Annotated in this window: 13 protein-coding genes and 2 pseudogenes; 7 read left to right on the top strand and 8 right to left on the bottom strand. The window is 64.3% G+C overall.

What is annotated here, in order from left to right; genetic code table 11:
- Nucleotides 1–31: 31 nt before the first annotated feature.
- On the bottom strand, nt 32–625 hold the full coding sequence (locus HWY30_RS33185; RefSeq protein ID WP_090807273.1) for a short chain dehydrogenase: 594 nt from the start codon (nt 623–625) through the stop codon (nt 32–34).
- Between the two features lie 222 nt (nt 626–847).
- On the opposite strand from HWY30_RS33185, the pseudogene HWY30_RS33180 reads away from it, so the two are divergent.
- Nucleotides 848–1,691, top strand: a pseudogene (locus HWY30_RS33180) (CHAD domain-containing protein).
- A 267-nt stretch (nt 1,692–1,958) separates the two neighbouring features.
- Nucleotides 1,959–2,469 (top strand): annotated as a pseudogene (locus tag HWY30_RS33175) (GGDEF domain-containing protein); the annotation flags it as partial.
- 45 nt (nt 2,470–2,514) lie between these two features.
- Here HWY30_RS33175 and HWY30_RS33170 read toward each other — a convergent pair.
- From HWY30_RS33170 to HWY30_RS33160, 3 genes are all read right to left on the bottom strand, one after another.
- Nucleotides 2,515–3,627: a VTT domain-containing protein gene (locus HWY30_RS33170; RefSeq protein ID WP_090807271.1), complete on the bottom strand. Its 1,113-nt coding sequence runs from the start codon at nt 3,625–3,627 to the stop codon at nt 2,515–2,517.
- A gap of 218 nt (nt 3,628–3,845) precedes the next feature.
- Nucleotides 3,846–4,484 carry a GTP cyclohydrolase I FolE gene (folE, locus tag HWY30_RS33165; protein ID WP_090807269.1) on the bottom strand — a complete coding sequence of 213 codons (639 nt, stop codon included), beginning with the start codon at nt 4,482–4,484 and terminating at the stop codon, nt 3,846–3,848.
- A gap of 136 nt (nt 4,485–4,620) precedes the next feature.
- Entirely contained in the window at nt 4,621–5,550 is a 930-nt protein-coding gene (locus tag HWY30_RS33160) for a LysR family transcriptional regulator (RefSeq protein ID WP_090807267.1), read from the bottom strand.
- A gap of 419 nt (nt 5,551–5,969) precedes the next feature.
- On the opposite strand from HWY30_RS33160, the gene HWY30_RS33155 reads away from it, so the two are divergent.
- The 5 genes from HWY30_RS33155 (at nt 5,970) to pcaC (ending at nt 10,209) form a co-directional block, all read left to right on the top strand.
- Nucleotides 5,970–6,677 (top strand): 3-oxoacid CoA-transferase subunit A, encoded by a 708-nt coding sequence (locus HWY30_RS33155; protein WP_062131411.1) that lies wholly within the window; start codon nt 5,970–5,972, stop codon nt 6,675–6,677.
- Nucleotides 6,678–6,690: 13 nt separating this feature from the next.
- Nucleotides 6,691–7,350, top strand: coding sequence for a 3-oxoacid CoA-transferase subunit B (locus tag HWY30_RS33150; RefSeq protein WP_018423570.1), 660 nt, complete (start codon nt 6,691–6,693; stop codon nt 7,348–7,350).
- Nucleotides 7,351–7,634: 284 nt separating this feature from the next.
- Nucleotides 7,635–9,014, top strand: coding sequence for a 3-carboxy-cis,cis-muconate cycloisomerase (locus tag HWY30_RS33145; protein WP_090807265.1), 1,380 nt, complete (start codon nt 7,635–7,637; stop codon nt 9,012–9,014).
- A 5-nt stretch (nt 9,015–9,019) separates the two neighbouring features.
- A complete protein-coding gene (gene pcaD / locus HWY30_RS33140; protein WP_090807263.1) occupies nt 9,020–9,811 on the top strand; it encodes a 3-oxoadipate enol-lactonase in 792 nt (263 codons plus the stop codon).
- Nucleotides 9,808–10,209, top strand: a complete 402-nt coding sequence (pcaC, locus tag HWY30_RS33135) for a 4-carboxymuconolactone decarboxylase (protein WP_090807261.1) — start codon at nt 9,808–9,810, stop codon at nt 10,207–10,209. Before pcaD ends, pcaC begins: the two co-directional genes overlap by 4 nt.
- A gap of 67 nt (nt 10,210–10,276) precedes the next feature.
- Here the strand turns inward: pcaC and HWY30_RS33130 are convergent, their stop codons facing one another.
- The 4 genes from HWY30_RS33130 to HWY30_RS33115 form a co-directional block, all read right to left on the bottom strand.
- Nucleotides 10,277–10,435, bottom strand: coding sequence for a hypothetical protein (locus tag HWY30_RS33130; RefSeq protein WP_167368722.1), 159 nt, complete (start codon nt 10,433–10,435; stop codon nt 10,277–10,279).
- 33 nt (nt 10,436–10,468) lie between these two features.
- Nucleotides 10,469–10,672: a Sec-independent protein translocase family protein gene (locus HWY30_RS33125; protein ID WP_008922557.1), complete on the bottom strand. Its 204-nt coding sequence runs from the start codon at nt 10,670–10,672 to the stop codon at nt 10,469–10,471.
- Between the two features lie 558 nt (nt 10,673–11,230).
- Nucleotides 11,231–11,623, bottom strand: a complete 393-nt coding sequence (locus tag HWY30_RS33120) for a hypothetical protein (RefSeq protein WP_090807259.1) — start codon at nt 11,621–11,623, stop codon at nt 11,231–11,233.
- A 14-nt stretch (nt 11,624–11,637) separates the two neighbouring features.
- Entirely contained in the window at nt 11,638–12,027 is a 390-nt protein-coding gene (locus HWY30_RS33115) for a hypothetical protein (RefSeq protein ID WP_090807257.1), read from the bottom strand.
- Nucleotides 12,028–12,140: the final 113 nt, after the last annotated feature.

The following is a 12,140-nucleotide window of genomic DNA, read 5'->3' as shown; positions in this document are numbered from 1 at the left end:
AGCACGAGCGGCGAGCGGGCTTCGGTTGCGCTTACGATGCGCTGACTACTTCGCCGCTTGCGCTGCCACCGAGGGTGCGTTTATAAGCTTGCGCGACGATTTCCGCCGGTACCCCTTGCGACGGATCGCGGCCCATCGATTCGAGCGTTTCGGCGACCCACCCCGGGCTGACCACATTGACGCGGGCCTTGCCTCGCAACTCGAGCGCGGCCGAGCGAGCGAACGCTTCGACACCCGCATTGACGATGCTGACCGCGGCGCTGCCTTCCATCGGCTGTTGCGCGAGCACGCCGCTCGTCAGTGTGAACGAGCCGCCTTGCGACACATGGTCCACGCCGCAGCGCACCAGATTGACCTGCCCCATCAGTTTGTTGGCAAGACTAAAAGAAAAGTCTTCGTCGCCAAGCGCCGCGAGCGGCGCGAATTTCGCCGAGCCGGCCGCGCAGATGATCGCGTCGAAGCTGCCGGCTTGCGCATACATCGCTTCGATGCTGCGTTTGTCCGACAGGTCGACGTGCAGTTCGGAGCCTTTGCGGCTCGCGCCGACCACGTCATGCTCGGTGGCGAGCAGCCTCACGATGTGCGAACCGAGCAGGCCGGTCGCACCGACAACGAGTATTCGCATACATCCTCCTAAGGTCTGTTTGCGGCATTTGCCGCACTGCACACTGCATCGTCGCCGGAGCACTCGCCGAAGCGTGCAACGCGCGATCCTATCGGTCGAGGATAGACGCTGCCGGCGCGACGCGCCAACGCGTGAGGGAAGAACCGGCTGACACGCGCCGCGATCCTCCTGAGCATCATTTTTGCTACGCTGGAAGTAAGGTCATGTTTCCGGGGAGCGTCGATGAAGCAAGACAGCGAGACAGTCGACGAACCGGTAGAGGACGAACCGGCACAGCGAGCCTTCACTTCCTACGCAGCACCGCTCGTCGACGAGGCGATCCGGCTCGCCAAAGGGGTGCACGGCGACGCGTCACCCGAAGCGCTGCACAAACTGCGCGTTTCACTGCGGCGTTTGCGTTCGTTATGGTGGGCTTTCGCACCGCTGCTCGACAAGGGCGAAAATTCCCGGCAACGCGCGGTCTACAAGTTTCTCGCCACCGCGGCGGGTAAAACGCGCGATTGGGACATCCTGATCGCGTTGCTCAGGCAGCAAGACAGCGGCGCGCAAGCATTGATGCCGAAGCTCGAGCAGGCGCGCCGCGACACAGTGGCGACCAGCCGCGAGACGTTGTTGAACGCCGACGTCAAACACCTGCTGCGCGATGCGTTGGCCACCACTTCCGCGCAACTGCACGCCACGCACGATTCGGCTATTGCGCTGCGCAAATTTGCCGCTCGACGCATAGGGGCGTCGGAGCGCTCATTGAAAAAGCGCATCAAACGCGCGCCATGCGAAACGCTCGAATTACGCAGCCTTTCACGATGTCAGAAAAGCGGGCAAGAAACTGCGCTATCTGTTCGAGTTTTTCGGGCCGGTGCTTAAAACCAGCCATAAGCGCACGCTCAAGCGCCTGAAAAAAATCCAGAAGCGCTTCGGCATGCTCAACGATACCGTCGCGAGCGAAACGCTGTTGCGCGACAATGCCGCGTCGCTTGCCGACGCGGACCACATCGAAGCCGCGTTGGGTTGGCTCGACAGGAAACGCAAACGCCGCTTGCGCGCGGCGTCGGAGCTACTGGGCTGAGAGAGCGCGTTCGGTCCTCGCTAGCGCGGAGGATCCGCAGCCCAAAATGCACGGCGCACCGCGCTGCGGTCCGAAAGAATAGTCCGCGAAGGAGGCGAGGGGCGTGGCACCGCATGGGCTTTCGCTGCGTCATCGGCTGCGCCTGACGCCGTTCGAGCCGGGATGACCCGCTATGTTGGCAACCGCCCGTGGGTGGCCGGCGTCGCCGGCACGCTCGTCGCGTTGGCGATGTCGATCCTGACAGCGGTGGAGGTCGGCGAAGGCCGGAAGCGGGCGCGACGCGACAACAAACCGTTGTCGGTGCTGTTCATCGATATCGATCACTTCAAGCGTTTCAACGATACCTACGGCCATGAGAGCGGCGACGAGGTATTGGTCGCGGTGGCTGATTGCATCGCGTCCGTGGCGCTGCGCTCGGCCGATCTGGTCGCGCGCTACGGCGGCGAAGAGTTCGCGGTGGTGCCTGCCGGATACGACCGCGCAGGGCGCGTTCGCGGTCGCGGAGCAGATTCGTCGCAAGGTGGAAAACCAGGTCATCGTGCGCGAACACGATGCGCCGCAGGCGGTGACGGTGAGCGTCGGCTGCGCAACGGCGCTGCCGAGCGCCACGGATGTCGCGAAGGGACTCGAGCTGATGGCCGCCGCTGACGGACAGTTGTATGTGGCGAAGAACGAAGGGCGCAATCGCACCCGGTCGGCGCAGTGGGACGAGGATTCGGCGACGCAGGGGGTCTCGCGCACGGGGCGGCGCCTTAACGCCAGGTGTTCGTTCGCGTGAGCGTGAGCGCCTTCCCGGGCCCAGATTGTCGCGACGCAGCGCAATTCAGGCGCGCTCCGCACTGCGCGGCGCGAAGCCGCGCAACGTCACCGCCGCTGGCGTTTCGTCCAGCAACGCCGAGCGCGGCCGATTGGCGGCCGCACCATCCGCGTGAGCCAGCAAGCCCACCGGGAAGCCACGCCGCTGCCATGCATCGAGCCCGCCGCGCAGTGCGCGAATCCGCGTGTAGCCATTGCTGCGCATATGTTGCGAGACTTCGAGCGCGGTCGCGCTGTCCGGGCAGATGCAATAGATGACCATGTCGTGCGTGCGCAGCGCGCCGTCGATCTGCTCAGGCGAATGCGGATCGAGCGCGCGCGCGTCGGGAATCTGGCGTCGCACATCGAGCAGCGGAGCGCCGGGCCGCGCATCGAACACGCGGGACGGCGCCATGCGGCGCAGGCGGCCGGAGCGCCGCCAGCGCGACGGCATGCTCGACGCGGCGGCACTTGCCGATGAAGCCTGCGTCGGCGCGGCCAGCATCGGCGCGGCTTGGGCCGACGTGGCTCGCGTGAACCGGCGCCGTTCGTAATATCGCAGATACAGCCGGTAGAGCAGATAGACGAGCGCCACCGCAAGAAGAATGTCGGCGATCGTGCCGCCGCGCTGCTCGACGAACGCGCGCAGCATATGCACCTCGCGTTCCACGGCCGCGCCGCCGAGCAGCCAGAACGTCGCCCACGCGATCACGCTCGCCAGATCCCATAGTGCGTAGATGCGGATGTCGACGGCGGTCGTACCCATCAGCGGCGGCGTAATCAGGCCGAGGCCGGGCACGAACTTAGAGATCGACACGAGCGGCACGCCATAATGTTCGAATAGCGCGCGCGCGGTTTCCAGCCTCGTATCGACGGCGGGCGACAAGCGGCCGAGCCACGCGAGCAGTTTGCGTCCATACAGACGGCCCGCCGCGAACCAGGTGCCGTCGCCGATCAATGCGCCCAGCACCGCCGCGCCGAGGGTCGGCCAGAACGCCAGGGTGCCCGCAGCGATCGCCGAGCCCGCGAACAGCAGCATCGGCACGGCCGGAATCGGTACGCCGAGGCGCGTCAGCAGGACGTTGACGAACACGATAGCGCTGCCCCAGGTTGAAACCGCCGACAACGGAAACTCGACCAATTGAGGCGCTCCTGTTGCTGCTGTTGGGCTGGCATACGTGGACGGCCGGTGTCGACCATCGGCCTCAATCGTCAATACGCAACTAACTGTCAACCCCGCGTGCCCACCGCAAGGTGGCCGGCGCGCTCGAAGAGAGTGCGCGCGAGCGCGCACGCTGGATTCGCAGGGGCGGGGGCTGCATCGTCAACGAACCACAAGCGGTCCCCGGGTCCACCTCATCAGGCATTCGGCATCGCCACCACGCCCGGATTCCCGACGATCGCCAGAAACTCCCGCCGTGTCGACGGATCGGTGCGGAACGTGCCGAGCATGCGCGACGTGACCATCGTGACGCCCGCCTTGTGCACGCCACGCGTCGACATGCACTGATGCGCGGCTTCGAGAATCACGCCCACGCCGGCCGGCTGCAGCACCTCGTTCAGCGTATCGGCGATCTGCACTGTCATCTTTTCCTGGATCTGCAGCCGTTTCGCGAACGCATCGACGAGGCGCGCGAGCTTCGAAATGCCGACCACGCGATGGTTCGGCAGATACGCCACGTGCGCGCGTCCGATGATCGGCACCATATGGTGCTCGCAATAGCTTTCGAAGCGGATGTCCTTCAGCACGATCATTTCGTCGTAGCCGTCCACTTCGGAGAAGGTACGCGCGAGGATGTCGCGCGGATCGACCTGGTAGCCGACGAAAAACTCGTCGTAAGCGCGCGTCACGCGTGCCGGCGTGTCGATCAGGCCTTCGCGCTGCGGATCGTCGCCGGCCCAGCGCAGCAGCACGCGCACGGCTGCCTCGGCTTCTTCGCGGCTCGGGCGTTCGGCGGCCACTACGGGTTTGGTCTTCTTTGCCTTGCTGCTGGTCATGCGTCGTCCTCCTGGATCGCGCGTCGATGCTGCACGGCGCGCGGGGTCAGTAACTGAGGTCATTGTTCCATGTTTTGCGCCGAAGGTGCCGATGCCCGTTTCGCGGCCGGGGCAGTCGCGGGCGTGCTGCGCACGGCTACTTCGGCCATTCGTCCATCGCATCGTTGAACAGCTCGGCGACCACGCCGCGCAGCCAGCTGCCGCGCGGATCGTTATGAAACTTGCGATGCCAGTGCTGTCGCAGGTCGAAGCGCGGCAGCGGCAGCGGCGGCTCGACGAGCATGATCGACGCATGCTCCGACACGTACGCGAAGCCGATCGCGTGCGGCACGGTCGCGAGCAGGTCGGTGCGCGCGAGGATGAAAGGCAGGCTCATGAAGTGCGGCGTTTCGAGCACCGCGCGTCGCTTGATGCGCTTCTTTTCGAGGTACTGCTCGAGCACTTCCTGGCTGCGTCCCTCGGCGCGCACGACCGCATGCCCGGACGCCACGTATTGCTCGAGCGTGAGCGGCCCCTTCGACAGCGGATGTCCGCTGCGCATCAGGCAGATGAAGCGATGCGTGAAGAGCCGCTGCTGAAAGAAGTTGTTGCCCGCCAGGTCCGGAAAATAGCCGACGGCGAGGTCGACATCGCCCGATTCGAGCCCGCGTTCCACTTGCGACGGCGACAGCGTGACCGAGCGCAGTTTCGCGGACGGCGCGCGCTCGGCGAACAGCTGCAAAAGACGCGGCAGAAACACGATTTCGCCGACGTCGGACAGCGCGATCGAAAACGTGTGCGTGCTCGTCGCCGGATCGAAATCCTGCACGTCGAGCATGCCTTTCTCGATGCGCAGCAACGCGTCGCGCGCGGCGGGCAGGATCGCGAGCGCGCGCGGTGTCGGCTCCATGCCTTTCGATGTGCGCACGAACAGCGGATCGTCGAAGTATTCGCGCAGGCGCCCAAGCGCGGTGCTCACGCGCGGCTGGCTCACACCGAGCTGCTCGGCGGCGCGGCTCACGTTGCGCGTGTCTTCCATCGCGACCAGATAGGGGATCAGGTTCAGATCCAGATGTGTCTCGGACATGCTTGTTATGGCTCGCGGGGCGGGCAGGGCAAGGGAATGCTTATGCCGTATCGCTATAAAGCCTAGTTGAAAAATCGCCCATAAGCATAGTGGGATTTTGCGCGGCCGGCATTTTCGCGCGCAGGGCGAGCGCTGGACGAGGGCATCCCGGACCTTCGCCGCCGCGCGCGGCGACCTATGATGAAGGGGGTTTCCCTGCCTTGACAACCCGCCCACAGGACAACCATAATCGCCGAAGCGTTCGCTAAACGAATCACTGTTCACGCAACGAACAATTCAGCGGCGAAGCAATCGAAGGCGCCAGCCCGCTCTCCCCCTCGCGAGCCGTCGCCAGCATGCCCGGAGACTGTTTCCGCGCGAGCCTTGCCGGTTACGGCTGTCAGCCCAGCGGCACGTAGCGCCCCCAAAGGAAATTCGACATGATCAACAAGATTTTCGAGACACTTCAATCGGCGGTCGCCGATGTCCACGACGGCGCGACCGTCATGATCGGCGGCTTCGGCACGGCCGGCATGCCGTCCGAGTTGATCGACGCGCTGATCGAGCAGGGCGCGCGCAACCTCACCATCGTCAACAACAACGCAGGTAATGGCGATATCGGCCTCGCGGCGCTGCTGAAGGCCAAGCGCGTGCGCAAGATCATCTGCTCGTTCCCGCGCCAGACCGACTCGTATGTGTTCGACGCGCTCTATCGCGCCGGCGAAATCGAACTCGAACTCGTGCCGCAAGGCAACCTCGCCGAGCGCATCCGCGCCGCGGGGGCGGGCATCGGCGGCTTCTTCACGCCGACCGCGTACGGCACCAAGCTCGCCGAAGGCAAGGAAACCCGTCTGATCGACGGCCGTCACTACGTTCTCGAAGCGCCGCTGCACGCGGACTTCGCGCTGATCAAGGCGTACAAGGGCGATCGCTGGGGCAACCTGATCTATCGCAAGACCGCGCGTAACTTCGGACCGATCATGGCGAGCGCAGCGAAGACCGCGATCGTGCAGGTGTCGGAAGTGGTGCCGCTCGGCGGCCTCGATCCGGAAGAAATCGTCACGCCCGGCATTTTCGTGCAACGCGTGATCGCGGTGCCGCAAGCGGCGCATGCCCCCACGCCCAATCCTCACGACGCTGCTGCCTGACCCGGAGACCGACATGAAGAAACTGACTCGCGATGAAATGGCCAAGCGCGTTGCCCAGGACATCCCTGAAGGCGCTTACGTGAACCTCGGCATCGGCGTACCGACGCTGGTGGCGAACCACCTCGCCGCTGACAAGGAAATCTTCCTGCACAGCGAAAACGGTCTGCTCGGCATGGGCCCGGCACCGGCGAAGGGCCAGGAAGACGACGAACTGATCAACGCCGGCAAGCAGCACGTCACGCTGCTGACGGGCGGCGCCTACTTCCATCACGCGGATTCGTTCGCGATGATGCGGGGCGGCCATCTTGACTTCTGCGTGCTCGGCGCATTCCAGGTGTCGGCGAAGGGCGATCTCGCGAACTGGCACACCGGCGCACCCGACGCGATTCCGGCGGTCGGCGGCGCGATGGACCTCGCGATCGGCGCGAAGCAGGTCTACGTGATGATGGAGCACCTGACCAAGCAGGGCGAGAGCAAGATCACCGCCGAGTGCTCGTACCCGGTCACCGGTATCGGTTGCGTGACCCGTATCTATACGGACCTCGCAATGATCGACGTCACGAAGGAAGGCCTCGTCGTGCGCGAGATTTTCACGGACATCGGCTTCGACGAACTGCTGAAGCTGACCGGTGTGCCGATGACCGACGGCACGCAGGCCGCGCGCGCGGCCTGATGGTTGGCTGAGGCGTCGCGGCGGCGGTCTGCTTTGCGGCCGCGTCGATGGCGTCTCGTCTGAAAGCGGCATTGCGCGAACGGGCCAGCGCTGACGGGGCGAACTCCTCGTCAGCGCTGGCCTGGCAACTTCAGCGACGGCTTGACCGCGTTTGGCGCACAATACGCAGCACATACCGCGGCATACGCACGGCACGAGCGCTTGCTCCGCCACGGCGTCTGCTTCGAACCGCCGCGCGCCGTGCCGCTTCTTCGCTTCCGATTCCCTCAAACATCGTCGTCACCATGCTCGACTCCAGCGCCCGTCTGACTGGCCTTCTTTGCGGCACACAGCCGATGAACGACATCTGGGCGCCGCGTGCCACGCTGCAGCGGATGCTCGACGTCGAAGCCGCGCTCGCGCGTGCCTCTGCCGCGCACAAAGTCATTCCCGAATCCGCCGTCCCTGCGATCGAAGCGGCCTGCCAGGCCGACCAGCTCGACGCCGACGCGCTCGCACGCGACGCCGCGCTCGGCGGCAACCTCGCGATTCCGCTCGTCAAGCAACTGACTGCACGCGTCAAAGCTGCCGATGCCGAAGCTGGCAAATACGTGCATTGGGGTGCGACGAGCCAGGACATCATCGACACCGCGACGGTACTGCAACTGCGCGACACTTTCGGCCTGCTCGACAGCGGCCTGCAAGCCACCTGCGACGCGGTCGCGAAACTCGCGGCCACCCATCGCGCGACACCGATGATCGGCCGCACGTGGCTGCAACAGGCGCTGCCGATCACGCTGGGTCTGAAGTTCGCGCAATGGCTCGACGCGCTGTTGCGTCATCGCGAGCGGCTCGGCGCGTTGCGCGAACGTGTGCTGGTGCTGCAATTCGGCGGCGCGGCCGGCACCCTCGCGAGTCTGCGCGAGGCGGCGCCGCAGGTCACGCAGTCGCTCGCCAAGGAACTCGGCCTCGCGGTACCGACCTTGCCGTGGCACACGCAGCGCGATCGCATCGCCGAGACGGCGTCGCTGTTCGGCATGCTGATCGGCACGCTCGGCAAGATCGCGCGCGACGTGTCACTGCAGATGCAAACCGAAATCGACGAAGTCGCCGAACCGGCCGCGGCCGGCAAGGGCGGATCGTCGACGATGCCGCACAAACGCAACCCGGTCGGTTGCGCGGCGGTACTGACGGCCGCGACGCGCGCGCCCGGCCTCGTGGCGACCGTGTTCGCCGGCATGGTGCAGGAGCACGAACGCGCGCTCGGCGGCTGGCAGGCCGAATGGGACGCGCTGCCGGATCTCGCGCGCCTCGCGGGCGGCGCGCTCGCGAACATCGAACAGATCGCTGCGGGTCTGAACGTCAACGAAGCGCGCCTCGCCGCGAATCTCGACGTCACGCACGGCCTGATCCTCGGCGAAGCGGTGATGCTCGCGCTCGGCGATTCCATCGGCCGGCTCGACGCGCATCATCTGGTCGAGCGCGCGTCGAAGGCGGCGATCCGCGACGGCAAGACGCTGTATGACGTGCTCGCCGCCGACTCGGCCGTCACCGAACATCTTTCGCTCGAGCGCCTGAAGCAGCTGCTCGATCCCGCTCAATACGTCGGCCAGGCGCACGCATATGTCGACGCCGCGCTGGCGCTTCACACCACGCGCGCGCAGCGCGCCCATTCCAAGGAGTAACCGGCATGCCCTACGCCGCAGTCAACGGCACCGAGCTTCACTATCGTATCGACGGCGATCGTCACGGCCACGCGCCGTGGCTCGTGCTGTCGAATTCGCTCGGCTGCGATATGTCCATGTGGACGCCGCAGGTCGCGGCGTTGTCGAAGCACTTCCGCGTGCTGCGCTACGACACGCGCGGCCACGGTCATTCGGAAGCGCCGAAGGGTCCGTACACGATCGAGCAGCTGAGCGGCGACGTGCTCGGCCTGATGGATACGCTGAAGATCGCGCGCGCGAATTTCTGCGGCATATCGATGGGCGGCCTGACCGGCGTCGCACTCGCCGCGCGTCACGGCGACCGCTTCGAGCGCGTCGTGCTGTGCAACACGGCCGCGCGCATCGGCTCGCCGGAAGTGTGGGTGCCGCGTGCCGCGAAGGCGCGCAGCGAAGGCATGTTTGCGCTCGCCGACGCGGTGCTGCCGCGCTGGTTCACGGCAGACTTCATCGAGCGCGAGCCGGTCGTGCTGGCGATGATCCGCGACGTGTTCGTGCATACCGACAAGGAAGGCTACGCATCGAACTGCGACGCGATCGACGCGGCCGACCTGCGGCCCGAAACGCCGGGTATCAAGCTGCCGACGCTCGTGATCAGCGGCACGCACGACCTCGCCGCCACGGCCGCGCAAGGCCGCGAACTTGCGCAGTCGATTCCGGGCGCGCGCTACGTCGAACTCAATGCCTCGCACATCTCCAACATCGAAAAGGCCGGTGAGTTCACGAAGACCGTGCTCGACTTCCTGACGGAGGCAAAATGAACGACGAAGACCGTTACGAAGCCGGTATGGAGGTGCGTCGCGCGGTGCTGGGCAACGCGCACGTCGACCGTTCGCTCGCGAACCGCACCGAGTTGACCGAGGAGTTCCAGAACCTGATCACGCGTTACGCATGGGGCGAGATCTGGACGCGTGAAGGTCTGCCGCGTCATACGCGTAGCCTGCTGACGATCGCGATGATGGTGGCGTTGAATCGCAGCGAAGAACTCGCGCTGCACCTGCGTGCCGCCAAAAACAACGGCGTGACGCGCGAGCAGATCAAGGAGGTGCTGCTGCAGACCGCGATTTACTGCGGCGTGCCGGCGGCCAACTCCGCATTCCATCTGGCCGACAAGCTGTTTCGCGAGGATGATGCGGCGGCCCCGGCGGCGAAGTCGTAAAGACTGAGCACACGTAACTGGCCCTGCGCATCGCGCAGGATCAGATCGAAGGTGAGGGCAGGCGTGCTCACGACGGACTCCGCAGCTTACGCAGGAAACGCTGCACGGCCACCCGCACGATCTGCTGCACCCGACGGTGGGTCGCCTTCGACACCGCGCGCAGTTCATCGAGCAGTTCCTGCGGCAAGTACTGGCGGTAGGAAGGGGTGCGGTAGCGGCTGGCCATTTCAGTTCGTCCATTCCGACCGGCCGCGACAGGTCAGGACTGTCTTGCGTTCAATGCAGGCCAGCGGGCCAGGGCAATGAACCACAGCAGAATGACGTTCACCACCGGAATGAAGGCGAGCAGCGACCAGGCGCCCGCATATCCCGCCTTCTTCAGGATCAGCCATAGCGGGATAATCTCCGCGATGACGACAACAAGAACAAACACCAGCCAGTGCCATATGGAAAGAGCGCCCACGCACACCTCCATTTTTTAAAGTTGACGGGCAGAGCTGAGTATAACGGCGCACGGCTAACTCCTTTTTCAATATTTCCGGCTGCCATCGATGCCGCACAGCCGCTGCGCTTTACGCGCGTAGTCCTGCAACGCGGTCAGTTTCCGTATGGTCGCATCCCCGTCGCTGGTGATACCGGGAAGATCGTCAGCAGCCGCTGCGTCAAGTCCGGCTGTACCGGCTCCATCAGCTCCAACCATCCGTTCGCATCCGACCGTGCGGGAGGCGGCCAGACACTTCCGCGCCACGCAGCAGGCCGTACTCGACGCGTGCGAAGACTGGGAGGGCGATGGTTACATGCGGCCCGCAACGGGGCTTTCGCGCCGGAAGCGGTATCGGATCGATTGCCCGCCTTGGCGACTATCTCGTGGAAGCCTACAGACAGACCCGAACCAGACGTACAGGCCGCGCGGGCAACGGGTGTAATGACTGAAACAGAGCGAGGCAGGAGCCTTATGACGCGCCGCTCGCAGGCAAAAAAAGACCCGCGCGATGCGGGTCCGGGTCTGAACTGGCGCGGTTCACTCGATATGCCTGTACCGAGTGTCCCCGCCGCCACGCTGCAACTGTTTCGAAACGATAAGAAACTGCTCGTCACTAATCGTACACTCCAGTTCGCCTATCTCGTACACAGCAATCAGCTTGATCTTATTTCCGTTTCGCTCCTCAAAGGTAATCTGATAGACCCCGCGCCACATTGGTTCGCCATCCTCATATTTACCGATCTTCTCGGACGCCAGTCGCACGGCCCTTGTTTTCGTAGCATCGAAATCCAGGGAGAGGATGTCAGTTTTTCTTAGCGCCATCTGGGCCACATAGGCCGGAAACCGGTCGCCGCATGGCGGGTATGGTCCGGGTTCCGCCATGCATAGCGCGGGAAGGGATAGCAGCAGGACTGCAAAAGCGTGTTTCATGGTTTCAAAGGACCTCACTCTATCTGCTTGAACATTCTGTCAGCCTCGACTCTTGACAGCAAATGCTTCGAAACGACAAAAACCTCTACGGCACTCATTGAGCATTCAAATTCGCCAGCGTCGTTCACAGCAATCACCTTGACCTTGTTTCCGTTTTTTTCGTGAAAGGTGATGTGATAGACCTCACGCCACAACTGTTCGCCATCCTCATCTTTTCCTATTTTCTCGGACGCCAGTTGCACGGCTTGGGTTTTCGTATAGTCGATATTGCCAAGCATGCCAGCCTTTTTTAGGCTGTTTTCGGCGATGTTGGTCGGCCACCCGTCGCATGGCGGGTTCGGTCTGCCTTGCGCCAGGCATAGCGCGGGAAGGGATAGCAGTAGGACTGCAAAGGTGCATTTCATGGATGTTTCACCCTAAGGCAACGCTGAACAAGCCGCCGCAAATCTCGATTTCAAAATGATTCGAGGTCTGATCACCGTGAGCGGAGCTTTGACCTCTGGTTTTCGGCCCTTTC

It is taken from the genome of Paraburkholderia tuberum STM678, from assembly GCF_902833905.1.
Classification (GTDB): domain Bacteria; phylum Pseudomonadota; class Gammaproteobacteria; order Burkholderiales; family Burkholderiaceae; genus Paraburkholderia; species Paraburkholderia tuberum.
This window is presented reverse-complemented; position numbering and strand designations above follow the sequence as displayed.